At 42.4% G+C, this 16,978-nt stretch carries 13 protein-coding genes; all 13 read left to right on the top strand.

All coding sequences use genetic code 11. The features are described from left to right. The first annotated feature begins 22 nt into the window (after positions 1–22). On the top strand, positions 23–3,262 hold the full coding sequence (locus tag AB5217_RS10135) for a SusC/RagA family TonB-linked outer membrane protein (protein ID WP_032844816.1): 3,240 nt from the start codon (positions 23–25) through the stop codon (positions 3,260–3,262). Positions 3,263–3,289: 27 nt separating this feature from the next. Beyond that, positions 3,290–4,738 (top strand): SusD/RagB family nutrient-binding outer membrane lipoprotein, encoded by a 1,449-nt coding sequence (locus AB5217_RS10130; protein ID WP_032844815.1) that lies wholly within the window; start codon positions 3,290–3,292, stop codon positions 4,736–4,738. Between the two features lie 69 nt (positions 4,739–4,807). Next, positions 4,808–5,458 carry a response regulator transcription factor gene (locus tag AB5217_RS10125; RefSeq protein ID WP_004302256.1) on the top strand — a complete coding sequence of 217 codons (651 nt, stop codon included), beginning with the start codon at positions 4,808–4,810 and terminating at the stop codon, positions 5,456–5,458. Positions 5,459–5,530: 72 nt separating this feature from the next. Beyond that, positions 5,531–6,460: a 23S rRNA (adenine(1618)-N(6))-methyltransferase RlmF gene (gene rlmF / locus AB5217_RS10120; RefSeq protein ID WP_004305783.1), complete on the top strand. Its 930-nt coding sequence runs from the start codon at positions 5,531–5,533 to the stop codon at positions 6,458–6,460. A 55-nt stretch (positions 6,461–6,515) separates the two neighbouring features. Further along, a complete protein-coding gene (locus AB5217_RS10115; protein WP_004302258.1) occupies positions 6,516–7,295 on the top strand; it encodes an N-acetyltransferase in 780 nt (259 codons plus the stop codon). Between the two features lie 141 nt (positions 7,296–7,436). After that, positions 7,437–9,194, top strand: coding sequence for a helix-turn-helix domain-containing protein (locus AB5217_RS10110; RefSeq protein ID WP_004302259.1), 1,758 nt, complete (start codon positions 7,437–7,439; stop codon positions 9,192–9,194). A 64-nt stretch (positions 9,195–9,258) separates the two neighbouring features. Continuing rightward, on the top strand, positions 9,259–9,621 hold the full coding sequence (locus AB5217_RS10105; protein ID WP_004305785.1) for a DUF488 domain-containing protein: 363 nt from the start codon (positions 9,259–9,261) through the stop codon (positions 9,619–9,621). An 83-nt stretch (positions 9,622–9,704) separates the two neighbouring features. After that, positions 9,705–10,937 (top strand): Cof-type HAD-IIB family hydrolase, encoded by a 1,233-nt coding sequence (locus tag AB5217_RS10100; RefSeq protein ID WP_004305786.1) that lies wholly within the window; start codon positions 9,705–9,707, stop codon positions 10,935–10,937. Then, on the top strand, positions 10,934–12,049 hold the full coding sequence (locus AB5217_RS10095; protein ID WP_032844814.1) for an isochorismate synthase: 1,116 nt from the start codon (positions 10,934–10,936) through the stop codon (positions 12,047–12,049). Before AB5217_RS10100 ends, AB5217_RS10095 begins: the two co-directional genes overlap by 4 nt. Before the next feature lie 19 nt (positions 12,050–12,068). Further along, positions 12,069–13,736: a 2-succinyl-5-enolpyruvyl-6-hydroxy-3-cyclohexene-1-carboxylic-acid synthase gene (gene menD / locus AB5217_RS10090; protein ID WP_032844813.1), complete on the top strand. Its 1,668-nt coding sequence runs from the start codon at positions 12,069–12,071 to the stop codon at positions 13,734–13,736. Positions 13,737–13,739: 3 nt separating this feature from the next. Beyond that, positions 13,740–14,564 carry a 1,4-dihydroxy-2-naphthoyl-CoA synthase gene (menB, locus tag AB5217_RS10085; RefSeq protein WP_004302264.1) on the top strand — a complete coding sequence of 275 codons (825 nt, stop codon included), beginning with the start codon at positions 13,740–13,742 and terminating at the stop codon, positions 14,562–14,564. A gap of 61 nt (positions 14,565–14,625) precedes the next feature. After that, entirely contained in the window at positions 14,626–15,651 is a 1,026-nt protein-coding gene (locus tag AB5217_RS10080) for an o-succinylbenzoate synthase (protein ID WP_004325411.1), read from the top strand. A gap of 31 nt (positions 15,652–15,682) precedes the next feature. Further along, positions 15,683–16,816, top strand: a complete 1,134-nt coding sequence (locus tag AB5217_RS10075; RefSeq protein WP_032844810.1) for an AMP-binding protein — start codon at positions 15,683–15,685, stop codon at positions 16,814–16,816. Positions 16,817–16,978: the final 162 nt, after the last annotated feature.

The raw sequence follows: 16,978 nt of genomic DNA, 5'->3' as shown, positions 1-16,978 counted from the left end.
ATCATTTTAACAGTAAACAATAATGGGTAAAAGGATTCATTTATTTTTGCTTGCTCTTGCAATAGGAGTGATACAAGGGGCAGCACAGGTGACAACAGTGCGGGGCATCGTCACCACAGAAGAAGATGGGGAGCCGGTTATCGGTGCCTCAGTTATAGTAAAAGGAACTGCATTGGGTACCGTAACTGATGTCAACGGGAGATTTGAACTGAGTGGACTCCCGCCATCAGCCACCCGGCTGCTAATCTCTTACATTAGTCTGATGGCAAAAGAGGTAGCTATTGCACCACAGGTATCGGTAACACTGAAGAGTGATACGCATCTGCTGGATGAGGTAGTAGTAACGGCTTTGGGTATTTCACGCGAGAAAAAGGCATTGGGCTATACGGCACAGGAAGTAAAACAGAATGCTTTGGTGCAAGGGAAAGATAATAATCTGTTAAATTCGTTGAGTGGTAAGATAGCCGGTGTGCGTATTACCAATACACAAGGAGATGTTGGTTCCAGTCGCATTGTTATTCGTGGTGAAACTTCTATTGCAGGTGAGAATCAACCGCTTTTTATTGTGGATGGAATCCCAGTGGATAATTCGCAGCTTAATGCACGTTCCAGCGGACGCGATTTTAAAAATGCAATAGCAGACCTGAATCCGGAAGACATAAAAACACTTACTGTATTGAAAGGTCCGAATGCCGCTGCCCTTTATGGTGCGCGTGCTGCTCACGGTGCTATTGTCATCACTACTAAGGGAGGAGACAAAAGGCAGAAAGGGATAGGGATTACATTACATTCTTCCACGCAAGTCTCTTTTGTTGCTACCTTGCCGGAGTTTCAAAATCTTTTTGGACAAGGGGCAGGGGGACGGTTCAGCTATGTAGATGGCAAGGGTGCAGGTGTGAATGACGGGGTAGACGAAAGCTGGGGGCCACGTCTTGATATTGGTTTGTTGATTCCTCAGTTCGATAGCCCATTGGACGCTGACGGTAATCGTGTGGCTACTCCTTGGGTATCCCATCCCAACAATGTACGCGATTATTTTCGCATGGGTATTTCTACAAACAACGGTATTTCTATTGCCCGTGGAGACGACAAATACCAGTTCCGTGTAGGATATAACTACGAAAAACAAGTCAGTATCGTTCCTGATGCTGGAACTAATAAGACGAATATCAGCTTAAATACGGATTACCATCTGGCAAAATGGATTGTGGTGGGAGCTACGGCCAATTACATCGTTTATACAGCTCCCAGTTTACCGGGGTCAGCTACCCCCTCGGGCAGTAACGTACGTTCTAACAGTCCTATGCTTCAGTTCTTGTGGTTCGGACGTCAAGTGGATACGAACTCATTGAAGGCGGACTATACTCGCAACTGGAATTCAAGCTATTACGACAATCCTTTTTGGAGTGCTTCTTATAATACACAGAGTCAGGAACGTCATCGTCTGATAGGTGATCTGCATGCCGAATTCCGTCTGACAGATGGGTTGAATGTGCGTTTCCGTACTAGTACCGACTGGTATAATGACCGGAGGAAATCCAAAGTAAAATGGGGGAGTGCAGGTGCCGGTTCGCCTTACGGCAGTTATGCTGAAGATGCCTATACGGTGAAAGAGAATAACACAGAAGTATTGGCGACTTATATCAAACAGTTGAATAAAAATTGGGGAATTGACGCTCTTCTGGGTTTTAATGTACGTAACAAACAATATGAGAATAATTATCAGGCTGCTCCCCGTTTGGCGGTTGCTGATCTTTATACATTGACTAACTCGCGTGATCCGCTCACTTCGTCCAATGATTTCTACCGTTTACGGCAATATGGTCTTTACGGTTCCATACAACTGGATTACCGTCGTTGGGCTTTCTTGAATATAACAGGACGGAACGATTGGTCGTCTACACTACCTGTGGACAACAATTCTTATTTCTATCCTTCGGTGACGGCTAGTGTGTTGCTTTCTGAAGCTTTCGGGTGGAGAAGTAAAGCTGTTAACTACCTAAAAATACGTGGAGGATGGTCTCAAGTGGGAGCAGATGCCAATCCTTATCAATTGGCAACGGTCTTTACTTCAGAAACAGCTTTCAATGGGAATCCACTTCAAAGTTCTTCTACCATTGGTATGAATTCGAATCTAAAACCGGAGAATACGTCATCTATAGAAGCTGGTTTCGAGGCGGCTTTTTGGGACAATCGCCTATACTTGGATTTCACTTACTATAAGACCGATAGTCGTAATCAAATATTGAAACTAGCTACTACTGCTGCCAGTGGGTACACGTCGCAGGTGCGTAATGCCGGACATATCCGTAATCGTGGCTATGAAATACAATTGGGCGCTGTTCCTATACAAACATCGAAAGGGTTTCGTTGGAATCTGGATTTGAATTATGGTGCCAACAGCAGCAAGGTTGTCAAATTGGATGATGAAGGTTTGATTACGAGTTACCAGCTCTACTCGTCTGGTATTCAGATACTGGCTTCAGTGGGCGAAGCTTATGGAACCCTGTTCGGCACTTCATACGTGCGTGATGCTAATGGAAACGTTGTGGTGGATGCTAACGGTCTGCCTAAGATTTCGACCACTAATAAAACGTTGGGGAAGTTTACGCCCGACTGGACAGGCGGTATCAGTAACACTTTCAGTTATCGTTCGTTAAGTCTTTCTTTTCTGATAGATGCAAGTGTAGGTGGTTCTATTTTTTCCAACACTAATAAAACTGGAAAATATACCGGTGTATTAGCTAACACATTATCGGGCCGGGATGCCGAGCACGGTGGCTTGTGGTATTATACTGACGCCATGGGTAACAATGTACGATTATCAGAATCTCCTTCTTATTCCGTATCCTCCGATGGACTTTACTATGCCCAGGTCAATGGGCAATCCACCCGTGTGTATCAGGATGGCATTATGGTAGAAGGAGTGACGGAAAGTGGTTCTAAGAACGAAGAGGTTGTATCTGCTGAGAAATACTACCATCGTATTTATAGTATTGCTGAAGCTAATGTATATGATGCTTCTTACGTGAAACTGCGAGAAGTCGCTTTGAGTTACCGTCTACCTCGCTTGTGGACGCAGAAACTGCATTTGCAAGAAGCTTCCGTTACACTGACGGGACGTAACTTGTGGACTATTTATAAGAGCGTCCCTAATATAGATCCTGAATCGGCTTTGACTACTGGAAATGCACAAGGAGTAGAAGCCTATTCATTGCCTACAACACGTTCCTTTGGTGTGAACCTTTCCGTGAAATTCTAAATGTGAACCTTTAAATAATAGGATAAGATGAAAAGAAGAATATATTTTTTATATATAATATGGGTACAAGTGGTTGCCATTTCCCTATCATCGTGTGATGATGAATTGACTGATATCAACCGCAACCCCAATGCCACTGAAAATCCACAGCCGGCTTATTTACTTGCCGCTGCACAGTATCATGCCGCCAATCTTTATTGGGGAAGTAGTACGAACTATAATTCGACTCTGTTGTGGGTGCAACATTGGGCTAAAATACAATATACAGAGCCAGATTGCTATAATGTGGATAATGGTAGCTTTACCACTACGTGGGACACCGGCTATGCAACGCTAATAACTGATTTGAATGCTATTATCAGTTCGGAACTCGGAAATGATAATTATCGAGGGATAGCTACAGTGTGGCGTTCGTGGGTTTACCTGTTGCTGACCAATCTGTATGGAAATATACCATACAGTGAATATGCACAAAGTGTAACACCCTCTTATGATTCGCAAGAGACTGTTTTGCGCGGGCTTTTGGAGGAGTTGATTGCTGCTGACCAGTTGCTTTCTACCACAGGAGGAACGGTAGAAGGGGATTTGATTTACGGAAATGATATTACCCGCTGGAAACAATTGGCCCACTCCCTACGGCTACGTATCGCCCTTGAATTAGCTGACCGGGATGAGGATACAGCGCGTCGGGTTATTGCTTCCCTTTGGGATAATCGTAACAGTGTAATAGATAGCAATGATGCTATAGCCCGTTTTGTTTTTACTTCTTCACCACAATGGAATCCATGGGCATCTGCTTTCAATTCACGTGATGATCAGCGGGTATCAAAAACGTTGATTGATAAACTGAATGAATGGAATGATCCGAGAATTGGAATTTTAGCCCAGCTACCTCAAGACGAAAGTGTGAAAAACTATGTAGGAGCTGCCAATTCCTTATCTGCTTATGCCGCTAATAATCAGGGATTTAATAAAGTTTCCCGTCCCGGTACTTATTTTTTGAAAGATAGCTCTCCGGCTGTATTTTATACGTATGCCGAGGTCTTGTTTATCTTTGCAGAATCCGCTGCACGCGGCTGGATAACGGCTGATGCGGAAACGCTCTACCGCGAAGCTATTACTGCTTCATTGAATCAGTTTGGCATTATAGACAATCGTATAATCGATTCCTATTTACAGCAGGAGGCAATTCGGTTCGACGCCGCACATTGGTATGAATCTATCGGCTGGCAGAAGTGGATCGCTTATTATGGACAGGGACCCGATGCTTTCACTGACTGGCGCAGGCTCGGTTATCCCCAGCTTATCCCTGGTCCCGATTCCGTTTTGGGTTCCGGAGAGTTACCTCGTCGCTTTTTTTATCCCGTAACGGAACAATCACTGAATGGTAAGCAGTATCAGATTGCCATATCCCATCAGGGAGCAGATGAGATTACTACCCGTTTGTGGTTTGATGTAGCTAATAAAGAACGATGATACCTCCGTGTCTCCGGGCTGCAATATGCGTTTGAAAAATATCCGTTGAATTTAAAAATCAGAATAACAATGAACACTGACATTACATTTATCATAGCAGATAATCAGGATATAACCAGAATGGGAATGCATGGATATATTTCCGCTATATTCAGTGGATGTCGCATGATAGATGTGACAGACAAGAAAGAGCTCATGCTTGCATTGGTAGAATGTAATGACAGTGTCGTTATACTTGACTATACACTGTTTGACATCAATGGTATAGAAGAGTTTCTTATTATAGAAAAACGTTTTCCGAGAGTTCGTTGGATATTGTTTTCCAATGAATTGAGCGAAGACTTTATTCGTAGGATGAGTATAGAAAGGAATATTGGTATGATTTTGAAAGAGAACTCCGGTGAGGAAATTCATTCTGCATTGATGTGTACAGCACACGGGGAACGATTTCTTTGTCATCAGATAACCAATTTATTGATAATCGGTTCCGACAAACCGGAAATTCATTCTGTTTTGACTGTTACAGAGATTGACATTCTTAAATTGATAGCACATGGGAAATCCGTGAAAGAAATAGCATTGGAAAGAACCTCAAGCATTCATACTATTATCACCCACAAAAAGAATATTTTCCGGAAGTTGGGTGTGAATAATGTATATGAAGCAACTAAGTATACTTTACGCGCCGGGCTGATTGAAATGGTAGAATATTATATATGATATTCAGAAGAGTGTTAGGATAAGAGTTAAGAAGAATTTGTAGGCAGGAAAATTCTCTGTATCTTTGCCCGCATGGCAAAAAAAGGTGAGTTACATATAAGAAATAAGCACAATGGTCAGTATGATTTTCCATTGTTGATGGAAAATTATCCTCCATTAAAGAGATTCGTATCGCTCAATCCCCTCGGAATACAAACTATAAACTTTTTTAATCCGCAAGCGGTGAAGGCTTTGAACAAAGCATTATTGGTAACTTATTATGGCATCCGGTATTGGGACATACCGAAGCAATATTTGTGTCCGCCTATTCCCGGAAGGGCGGATTACATTCATTATATTGCCGATCTTATCCAGCCGAACGGAACAACACCGGATTTACCGGCAGGAGATGCTAATGGACAGAAGTCTAAATGTAGATGTCTGGATATTGGGGTAGGTGCAAATTGCATTTATCCGATCATAGGACACACTGAATATGGATGGACCTTCGTTGGTACTGATATTGATCCGGTTTCGATAGAAAATGCACGAAAGATAGTGACTTGCAACCCTGTGTTGGCTCATAAGATTGACTTGCGACTTCAGAAAGATAGTAAGAAGATTTTCGATGGAATTATTATGCCTGACGAGTATTTTGATGTGACAATATGCAATCCTCCGTTTCATAGTTCGCGTGAAGAGGCGGAAGACGGAACGTTACGCAAATTAAGCAGTCTGAAAGGTACGAAGATAAATAAAGTGCAGCTAAATTTCGGCGGGAGTGCGAATGAACTTTGGTGCGAGGGCGGAGAAGTTCGTTTCTTATTGAATATGATTTCCGAGAGCCAAAAATATCAGAAGAACTGCGGATGGTTTACGAGTTTGGTTTCTAAAGAAAAAAATCTGGAAAAGTTATATACCAAATTAAAATCGGTGAATGTGTCCGAATATAAAGTTATTCGAATGCAGCAGGGAACTAAAAGTAGCAGGATATTAGCTTGGCGATTTGCTACTAACTCATAACAATGAGTGAATATCGAACTGTTATTTGTTTAACCTATTAATTAAATAGAATATTATGGAAACCAATTACATCACTTTGACAAAGGAGAATATTGCAAACGAACATATATGCTGTGCTTTCTCAGATAAGAAATGCAAGGATAGTTATGAACTCAAAAAAGAATGGCTGAAGAAAGAGTTCGATAACGGCTATGTGTTCAGACGTATTGATGAACGGGCAAAAGTGTTTATCGAATACGGTCCTGCTGAAAAAGCATGGGTTCCGGTGAATGCTCCCAATTATCTGATGATAAACTGTTTCTGGGTGTCAGGTAAATATAAAGGTTGCGGACATGGTAAGGCATTATTGCAGTCTGCCATTGATGATGCAAAATTGCAGGGGAAAGATGGGCTTGTCACAGTGGTGGGCACTTCTAAATTTCATTTTATGAGTGACACGAAATGGCTGTTGCGACAAGGTTTCCAAACAATAGAAAAACTCCCTTACGGATTCAGCCTTTTAAGTTTGAAACTAAACCCGGCTGCTCCTGATCCTTCTTTTAATGATTGCGTGTTGAGCGGTGAGTGTCCGGATAAGGATGGAATAGTCGTTTATTATACCCATCGCTGCCCGTTTACGGAGTTTCACGTTCGCGGTTCTTTGGTCAGTGCTGCTAAGAGCAAAGACATTCCATTGAGAATAATTGAATTGGAAAGTATGGAACAGGCGCAAAATGCACCTACTCCGGCTACCATATTTACTCTTTTTTATAATGGCAAGTTTGTAACGACTGACTTAAGTGTATGCCTTGAAGGGCGATTGAGCAAAGCATTGGGCTGTGATTCAGGAGAATAGCTGACTTGGAACCATGTTACGTCTCTGATATGTTTAGCTAATGTTTCTTATTTTTATTTTGCAAATTTAAATTGTGTCTGCACATTTTTTGGAAAATACATACCTTTGGATAATTAATGATTAAACACGATTAAGAGTTTTATGCGTTTTTGGGTATGTATTTTTGTGCTTCTATTTGTACACAATCAATTTTCAAGGGCTGATAAAATTATAAATAATGACTCTTTGTATACAGAAAAATATATCAGAGATATTTATATTTCCAACCCCAAACGTGCTTTACAGTTGTTGGATGAGGCCGAAACCAGAAAAGCCTTCCCTCTGCGTCTGATTAATGAATTGCGCAGTTTGTCATATCGTAATATGTATATGAATAAACTAGCTTTTATGTATGCAAGGAAGTCGTACTTGCTTGATTCCATCTCTCAAAGAGAACCTAAGCACATGTTGAAGATGACGGTTTATTTAGCTGAACTTTCATCCATAATGAGTAAATATAATGAGAGCATGCATTATGCTCTTAGTGGAATTATGCAGGCTCAAAAACTGAAGGACAGAGAGGCGGAAGCTAGATTGCTTTTTTGCATAGGAGAGAATAATTGGAGGCTGTCATTGAAAGATGAGGCGTATAATTATTTTGGTCGTACGATTGAATTACTGCGTGGGTCAAAGGATATGAGAGAAATGATGCTGCTTTCCTATTATTATGGAGCAGAGATGGGATTTTTAATGACAGATTCCCGTATTGATGAAGCTTTGGCTCTTGCTTATGAACGTGAAAAACTTCTTAAAAAATTAGAGAAAGTACCGGAGGTTCCCGAAGGCTACATTGATGGTCAATATAGCTATTTATATGCAAATTTGGCCTATATTTCTTATTTAGAAAAGAAATATGCGCAAGCAGAAGGATATTATCAAAAATATCTGGCAATAAAAGAATCTCATACTCCGGATGGCAAGATGTATTCGATTCCTTATTTGATTCTTTCCAAACAATATGAGACAGTAATAGACAACTGTAAGGACTTTAAAGAATTGTTGAGAACACAGCGGGATACCTTGAACGCTCAATATTTAACTATACTTAATAAGGAAGTCCAGGCATATCTGGGGCTGAATCGTTATAAAGAAGCCGCAGAAATACGTGAAACCATCATTGCAATAACGGATAGCATTAACAGTACCGACAGGAAAAATGCTGCATTAGAATTGAACGCGATGTACGGTGCTTCCGAAAAAGAAGAATACATCGCCGAGCAAGCCTCACAGCTAAAAATAAGGAATGTTTCACTCTGCTTTTTGGCGTGTATTGTAGTGCTGACCCTGTTTATACTTTGGCGTTTGTGGCGTTTCAACCATATAATCGAGTATAAAAACAGGATGCTTGCCAAACTGATAAACGAGAAATTTGCCAATAAAAAAGATGGTAATCAGTTATTGGAAGTGTACGAGGAACAGGAGGTTTCATCAGAATTGGAACCGGAATTGATTTCTCCTGAAGAACAGGATGAACTTTTGGACGAAACAGACAAAGAAAGTGGGGAAGAAGAGGAGAACAAGAAAATATTCCAGGAATTAAATCATACAGTCGTTCAAAAACAGCTATATCTTTCTCCAGAGCTCTCAAGAGAAGATTTGGCGCAGATTGTACATCTGAATAATGCACGCTTTGCCCGGATGATAAGAGAATGCACCGGAACTAATTTCAATGGGTACATCAACGGACTGCGCATTAATTATGCGATCAAGCTAATGAAAAAATATCCTAACTATACCATACGTGCCATCGCTGATGAATCCGGATTTAATAGTGCCCCGATATTATATAACCTTTTTAAGAAAAAGACGGGAATGACTCCTTATGAATTTAAAAAAGCGCAGGACACATTGAGGAATTAAATAGTTCTACTAAACAATTTTCGTTTTTCCCGGTTTATCTATTGATAACTAAATATTAATGGAAATGATACAGGTAAGGATAAAGAGGGTTTACGAAGATTTTTCAGAAACAGATGGATACCGGGTGTTGGTAGATAAATTATGGCCACGCGGAATGAAGAAAGAATGGTTGAAATACGATTATTGGGCAAAAGACATAACACCATCCCCTACATTACGTAAATGGTTTCATGAAGATATTCCCGGACATTGGGGAGATTTTGTCACGCAGTATCAAAAAGAGCTGGATGCTTCTCCATCAATGGCTGATTTTCTGACTCTTATCAAACCACATCCGGTGATAACACTACTTTATGCTTCAAAAGAACCGGTGTATAATCACGCCCGAATTCTTCGCGATTATCTGGAAATGCGTTTGAGAGAGTGAAATTAAAGTAATTTTATCTGTTTACGCTTTCTGTCGTTCACTCAATTTCCTACCTTTGTAATCTAAATCAAAATCGTGTAATCATGAAGTATAAATTATTGGTTCTTGATGTAGACGGAACACTCCTCAATGATGCGAAAGAAATTAGTAAACGTACATTGGCTGCCCTGTTGAAGGTTCAGCAAATGGGAGTACGTATCGTATTGGCATCCGGCAGACCGACTTATGGCTTAATGCCACTAGCTAAGATGCTCGAACTTGGAAACTATGGAGGTTTTATCCTTTCCTATAATGGCTGTCAGATTATCAATGCACAAAACGGAGAAATTCTGTTTGAACGTCGGATTAATCCCGAAATGTTGCCGTATCTGGAAAAGAAAGCCCGTAAAAACGGTTTTGCTTTATTCACTTATCATGATGATACGATCATAACGGATTCTCCTGAAAATGAACATATCCAAAATGAAGCCCGGTTGAATGACCTGCAAATAATCAAAGAAGAAGAATTTTCTGCTGCCGTTGATTTTGCTCCTTGTAAGTGTATGCTGGTGAGCGATGACGAAGAAGCATTGCTTGGTTTGGAAGATCACTGGAAGAGACGACTGAATGGGGCGTTGGACGTATTCCGTTCGGAGCCCTATTTTCTGGAAGTAGTTCCCTGCGCCATCGACAAAGCCAATTCTTTGGGTGCTTTGCTGGAGGTGCTAGGTATGAAGCGTGAGGAAGTGATTGCTGTGGGCGACGGTGTGTGTGACGTAACAATGATTCAATTGGCGGGGCTGGGCATAGCTATGGGACATTCACAAGACTCGGTGAAAGCCTGTGCCGATTATGTGACTGCTTCGAATGAGGAAGACGGAGTGGCCGTTGCAGTGGAGAAGGCTATCATATCCGAAGTGCGTGCAGCCGAAATTCCCCTTGACCAACTGAATGCGCAGGCACGCCACGCATTGATGGGAAACTTGGGAATTCAATATACCTATGCCGACGAAGACCGTGTGGAAGCAACAATGCCGGTAGACCATCGTACCCGTCAGCCTTTTGGCATTTTGCATGGCGGGGCTACTCTTGCATTGGCGGAAACAGTTGCCGGACTCGGTTCAATGATTCTTTGCCAGCCGGACGAGATTGTAGTAGGAATGCAGGTCAGTGGAAACCACATATCTTCTGCACATGAAGGAGATACAGTGCGTGCAGTAGGAACAGTTGTACATAAGGGACGTTCCTCCCATGTATGGAATGTAGACGTGTTTACTTCAACAAACAAACTAGTGTCTTCCATACGGGTAGTCAACAGTGTGATGAAAAAGAGATGACCGACGAAGAAATAAGTAATTTGACAACTATTGATGCATTTATTCAGCGGAAGCAGCCGTTTGCTGTTTACCGTATTCCCGGGGAGAAAGTTCCCCGTCTGTTGACACAGGCGGAAGGAGTGGTACGTCTGATATACGATCTGAAAGAACTGAATGGACAGAGAGGATTTGTCATCGCTCCGTTTCAGGTGAGTGAGACGTGTCCTGTCGTATTGATTCAACCCGATCAGTGGGGGCAACCTTTGCCGATTGACAATGATACGGCAGAAGAACGGGAAGTCGCTTTGCGGATGCAAGGACAAGAATCGTTCCTGACTTCTTCTACGGAGGAATATGCCTCCTGCTTTCATACCTTTATAAATGCTTTGCGTGATAATACTTTTGATAAATTAGTACTTTCACGTCATCTTACTATTGATAAAGTATCCGGTTTTTCTCCTTTATCCATATTTCGTGCAGCGTGCAGGCGTTATATTCATTCATATATATACTTGTGCTACACTCCGCAGACAGGTATCTGGCTGGGAAGCACTCCTGAAATCATTTTATCAGGTGAAAAAGATGAATGGAATACGGTAGCGTTGGCCGGGACACAGCCTTTGCAAGATGGTAAACTGCCCCAAATATGGGATGAAAAGAATCGGAAAGAGCAGGATTATGTTGCTTCTTACATTCGTCGCCAACTCCTTTCGTTGGGCATTCATTCTACGGAGAACGGGCCTTATCCGGCTTATGCAGGTGCTTTGTCACATTTGAAAACAGATTTCCGTTTTTCTTTGAAAGATAACAAAGGTTTGGGAGATCTCTTGAAAGTGTTGCACCCGACACCTGCCGTATGCGGTTTACCGAAAGAAGAAGCCTATCGGTTTATATTGCAGAACGAAGGTTACGACCGCCGTTATTATTCCGGTTTTATCGGTTGGCTGGACCCGGAAGGGCGAACTGACATCTATGTGAATCTGCGCTGTATGCATATTGAAGATGAACAACTGACTCTTTATGCCGGCGGTGGACTACTGGCTTCTTCGGAATTGAATGACGAATGGCTGGAAACGGAAAAGAAGTTGCAAACCATCAAACGGCTGATTGCAACGCCTCCTTTAAAATCATAAACTACTAATAATTATCATCATGTATACAGACAAGAAGAACATACTCCAGTTGGTTGCGTTGCTCGAGGCGCACGGGATTACTAAGGTTGTGTTGTGTCCGGGTAGTCGTAATACGCCCATCGTACATACTTTGTCTAATCATCCGAACTTCACCTGTTATGCAGTGACGGATGAACGGAGTGCCGGTTATTTTGCCATTGGTCTTGCGTTGAATGGTGGTAAGCCTGCTGCTGTGTGCTGCACTTCCGGTACTGCATTATTAAATCTTCATCCGGCTGTAGCCGAAGCATTTTATCAGAATGTTCCTTTAGTTGTCATTTCAGCAGACCGTCCCGCTGCCTGGATCGGACAGATGGATGGACAGACAGTGCCGCAACCGGGTGTGTTTCAAACGCTGGTAAAGAAGTCGGTCAATCTTCCGGAGATTCATACGGAAGAAGATGAATGGTATTGTAATCGCCTGGTGAATGAAGCCTTGCTGGAGACGAATCATCATGGAAAAGGGCCGGTGCATATCAATGTTCCTGTTTCCGAACCGCTGTTTCAATTCACGGTAGATGCACTTCCTGAAGTACGTGTGATAACCCGTTATCAGGGATTGAACGTCTATGACCGTGATTATAATGATCTGGTCGACCGGATGAATAAATATCAGAAGCGCATGATTATCATCGGCCAGATGAACCTTATCTACCTGTTTGAAAAAAGATATATCAAGTTATTATATAAACATTTTGCCTGGTTGACGGAACATATCGGCAATCAGACAGTTCCCGGTATTCCGGTAAAGAATTTCGATGCGGCACTTTATGCCATGCCCGAAGAGAAGATAGGCCAGATGGTGCCCGAATTGCTGATTACTTACGGAGGACATGTGGTTTCCAAACGATTGAAGAAGTTTCTCCGTCAGCATCCGCCTAAAGAACATTGGCACGTATCGCCGGATGGTGAGGTGGTCGATTTGTACGGCTCATTGACTACAGTGATCGAGATGGACCCGTTTGAATTTCTGGAGAAGATCGCCAGCCTGCTGGATAACCGGACTCCTGACTATCCCCGTGTATGGGAGAATTATTGTAAGATTATTCCCGAACCGGATTTTGCCTATTCGGAGATGTTGGCTGTCGGTACATTATTGAAAGCTTTGCCGGAGTCCTGTGCATTGCATCTGGCAAACAGTTCGGTAGTTCGTTATGCACAACTATATTCGATTCCTCCTACAATTGAAGTTTGTTGCAATCGGGGAACAAGTGGTATTGAAGGATCGTTGTCTACCGCTGTCGGTTATGCGGCAGCTTCCGACAAACTGAATTTCATAGCTATCGGAGATCTAAGTTTCTTCTATGATATGAATGCGTTGTGGAATATCAACGTCCGTTCCAACCTGCGTATCCTTTTATTAAATAACGGAGGAGGAGAGATTTTCCATACTTTACCGGGATTGGATATGTCGGGCACCTCACATAAATTTATTGCAGCAGTTCATAAAACGTCAGCCAAAGGCTGGGCGGAGGAACGTGGTTTCCTTTATCTGCAGGCACAAAATGATGAAGAGCTGACTGAAGCAATGAAAACTTTCACCCAGCCGGAAACTATGGAACAACCTGTGCTCCTGGAAGTGTTTACCAACAAAAACAAGGATGCACGTATGTTGAAGAATTATTATCATCAATTAAAACAAAAATAAATTATGCCAACACAAAGAGAGTGGACAACCATCAGAGAATACGACGATATTCTTTTTGATTATTATAATGGAATTGCCCGTATCACAATCAACCGTGAACGTTATCGGAATGCATTTACCCCGACTACTACTGCCGAAATGAGTGATGCATTGCGCATTTGCCGTGAAGAAGCGGATATTGATGTGATTGTAATTACCGGAGCCGGTGATAAGGCATTCTGTTCGGGAGGCGACCAGAATGTGAAAGGACGTGGCGGATATATCGGGAAAGACGGTGTGCCTCGTTTGAGCGTATTGGATGTACAAAAGCAAATTCGTAGTATTCCGAAACCTGTGATTGCTGCCGTGAACGGCTTTGCCATTGGTGGCGGACATGTGCTCCATGTAGTATGTGATTTATCCATTGCTTCGGAAAATGCCATTTTCGGTCAGACAGGTCCTCGCGTGGGTAGCTTTGATGCCGGATTCGGTGCATCTTATCTGGCACGCGTGGTAGGGCAGAAGAAAGCACGTGAAATTTGGTTCCTTTGCCGGAAGTATAATGCACAGGAAGCATTGGATATGGGATTGGTGAATAAGGTAGTACCTTTGGAACAACTGGAAGATGAATACGTGCAGTGGGCGGAAGAAATGATGTTGCTTAGTCCGTTGGCTTTGCGCATGATTAAAGCGGGATTGAATGCCGAACTGGATGGTCAGGCAGGTATTCAGGAGTTGGCAGGTGACGCAACATTACTTTATTACCTGACGGATGAAGCACAGGAAGGCAAGAATGCGTTCTTGGAGAAACGTAAACCGAACTTCAAACAATATCCGAAATTCCCTTAAAAATGATAGGCTAATGAAAGACTGATTGTGCAGTAATTAACAGATTGAAAAGATATTCATTATGGATTGTAAGATAGATATTATTCCCCGGTTGCTTCATTTCAAGCAACCCGCGGGAACTTCCCGGGGAATATATACTACCCGAAAAGTCTGGTATCTTCACTTTACTTCTCCTGACTTTCCGGGTAGAGTGGGAATTGGAGAGTGCGCGCCTTTGCCCGCTTTAAGTTGTGATGATCTCCCTGATTATGAAGATATATTAAAAAGAATTTGTCGGCAAGTAGAGAAAGAACAAGGAATGTGGGATAAGGATGTTTTATGCCAATATCCTTCCATCTTATTTGGTTTGGAAACGGCTATCTGGCATTTCTTTGCAGGGAGTTGGGCTTTGTCCGATACGGCTTTTTCACGTGGAGAGGTAGGGATTCCAATCAACGGCCTGATCTGGATGGGAGATTTTGATCACATGTTATCCCAGATCGAGAAAAAGATGGAAGCCGGATTCCGTTGTGTCAAACTAAAGATTGGTGCTATCGATTTTGAAAAAGAATTGGCGTTGTTACGTCATATTCGTACCCATTTCTCTTCTAAAGAAATAGAGTTGCGTGTAGATGCAAACGGTGCTTTCTCTCCGGGTGATGCAATGGAAAAACTGAAACGTCTGTCAGAATTTGATTTACATTCTATCGAACAGCCGATCCGTGCCGGACAATGGGAGGAAATGGCCCGGCTCACTTCTGAATCTCCGTTGCCGATTGCATTGGATGAAGAGCTGATAGGATGCAACACGCTGGAAGAAAAAAAGAAACTGCTGGCAACCATCCGTCCGCAATATATCATCATTAAACCATCTCTCCACGGAGGAATATGCGGAGGGGATGAATGGATTATGGAAGCGGAAAAGCAACATATCGGCTGGTGGATCACTTCCGCTTTAGAGTCCAACATTGGTTTGAACGCTATCGCCCATTGGTGTGCAACATTCAATAATCCGTTACCACAAGGATTGGGAACGGGTATGCTCTTTACTGACAATATAGAAGTGCCTCTTGAAATCAGAAAAGATTGCCTGTGGTTTTGTAAATGATGGTATTTAGTGGTATTTAAAGGATATTCTGATGATATTCGATCGACAACAACAGCGCTTGCTACTGGAAGGAAAAGAATACACTTTTGAAGATATAAGCCAACTGATAGCAGGAGGAGCAGAAGCTCATTCTCCTGCTTATTGGGATTTATATCTTTTCCTGAACGAATGGTTTAATGGCTCTCCTGTCATCACGGTTCATACATCGGGCTCTACGGGTATACCTAAAGAACTGATGGTACGCAAGGATCAAATGATGCAAAGTGCGCGTCTGACTTGTGAATTTCTGAATTTGAAGAAAGGTGAGTCGGCATTATTATGTATGAATCTTCGTTATATCGGTGCAATGATGGTGGTCGTACGTTCATTGGTTGCAGGTTTGAACCTGATTGTTCGTCCTGCTTCCGGTCATCCGTTGGCGGATATAAAAGAATCTTTGAGATTTGTGGCAATGGTCCCATTGCAAGTTTATAACACGTTGCAGGTTCCCGAAGAAAAAGAGCGATTAAAACAAACGGATATTCTGATTATAGGAGGCGGAGCCGTTGATGAGGCTCTGGAAACGGAGATAAACCATCTTCCGACTGCCGTTTACTCCACTTATGGCATGACTGAAACTTTGTCGCATATTGCCCTTCGTCGTCTGAACGGAGCATCGGCTTCAGAACATTATTATCCATTTCCTTCAGTAAAATTGTCTTTATCCGCAGAGAATACATTAATCATTGATGCCCCTTTGGTATGTGACGAAACATTGCAGACCAATGACATTGCACGTATCTATCCCGATGGAAGTTTTATGATTCTAGGCCGGAAAGACAATGTGATTAACAGTGGAGGAATTAAGATTCAAGCAGAGGAGATGGAGAAGTTGCTCCGCCCGTTTATTCCTGTGTCCTTTGTCATTACTTCAGTTCCGGATCAGCGCTTAGGGCAGGCTGTCACTTTATTGATAGTGGGACAATTGGATACGAGAGAGCTAGAAAATAAGTTGCAGACAACATTGGAACCATACTATCGTCCCAAACATATTTTTATTACAGAATCTATCCCACAGACGGAAAACGGCAAAATAGACCGGGTCGGCTGCCGCACTTTGGCAGCATCATACCTTTCCCATTCGCATCAGTTCCCATCCATAGAACTACATGATGATGCAATGTAGTTGAGGTTTCCGGTAAAACTAGTGAACTTGTAAATTGAGGAGGGGTCGCATTTACAACTTGAATTCAGCCCCCCAGAGTGATTTGGGGTTCTTCGTCAAATTTGGTGGTACTTCTTCTATTGTGAATAAATAATCTTCGCTCTCAGTAGTTTAATTCCTGCC

This window comes from Bacteroides sp. MSSM.1001136sp1_RTP21357st2_D2_RTP21359_211015 (genome assembly GCF_040913205.1).
Taxonomy (GTDB): domain Bacteria; phylum Bacteroidota; class Bacteroidia; order Bacteroidales; family Bacteroidaceae; genus Bacteroides; species Bacteroides ovatus.
Note: the sequence above shows the minus strand (reverse complement) of the source record. Positions and strands in the feature narration are given on the sequence as shown.

Excerpts from the sequence above, each read along its gene's own strand:
- menB (WP_004302264.1), top strand. The coding sequence starts at position 13,740 with ATGCCAACACAAAGAGAGTGGACAACCATCAGAGAATACGACGATATT.
- AB5217_RS10075 (WP_032844810.1), top strand. The coding sequence starts at position 15,683 with ATGATATTCGATCGACAACAACAGCGCTTGCTACTGGAAGGAAAAGAA.
- AB5217_RS10135 (WP_032844816.1), top strand. The coding sequence starts at position 23 with ATGGGTAAAAGGATTCATTTATTTTTGCTTGCTCTTGCAATAGGAGTG.
- rlmF (WP_004305783.1), top strand. The coding sequence starts at position 5,531 with ATGGCAAAAAAAGGTGAGTTACATATAAGAAATAAGCACAATGGTCAG.
- AB5217_RS10125 (WP_004302256.1), top strand. The coding sequence starts at position 4,808 with ATGAACACTGACATTACATTTATCATAGCAGATAATCAGGATATAACC.
- AB5217_RS10100 (WP_004305786.1), top strand. The coding sequence starts at position 9,705 with ATGAAGTATAAATTATTGGTTCTTGATGTAGACGGAACACTCCTCAAT.
- AB5217_RS10080 (WP_004325411.1), top strand. The coding sequence starts at position 14,626 with ATGGATTGTAAGATAGATATTATTCCCCGGTTGCTTCATTTCAAGCAA.
- AB5217_RS10110 (WP_004302259.1), top strand. The coding sequence starts at position 7,437 with ATGCGTTTTTGGGTATGTATTTTTGTGCTTCTATTTGTACACAATCAA.
- AB5217_RS10095 (WP_032844814.1), top strand. The coding sequence starts at position 10,934 with ATGACCGACGAAGAAATAAGTAATTTGACAACTATTGATGCATTTATT.
- AB5217_RS10115 (WP_004302258.1), top strand. The coding sequence starts at position 6,516 with ATGGAAACCAATTACATCACTTTGACAAAGGAGAATATTGCAAACGAA.
- AB5217_RS10105 (WP_004305785.1), top strand. The coding sequence starts at position 9,259 with ATGATACAGGTAAGGATAAAGAGGGTTTACGAAGATTTTTCAGAAACA.
- AB5217_RS10130 (WP_032844815.1), top strand. The coding sequence starts at position 3,290 with ATGAAAAGAAGAATATATTTTTTATATATAATATGGGTACAAGTGGTT.
- menD (WP_032844813.1), top strand. The coding sequence starts at position 12,069 with ATGTATACAGACAAGAAGAACATACTCCAGTTGGTTGCGTTGCTCGAG.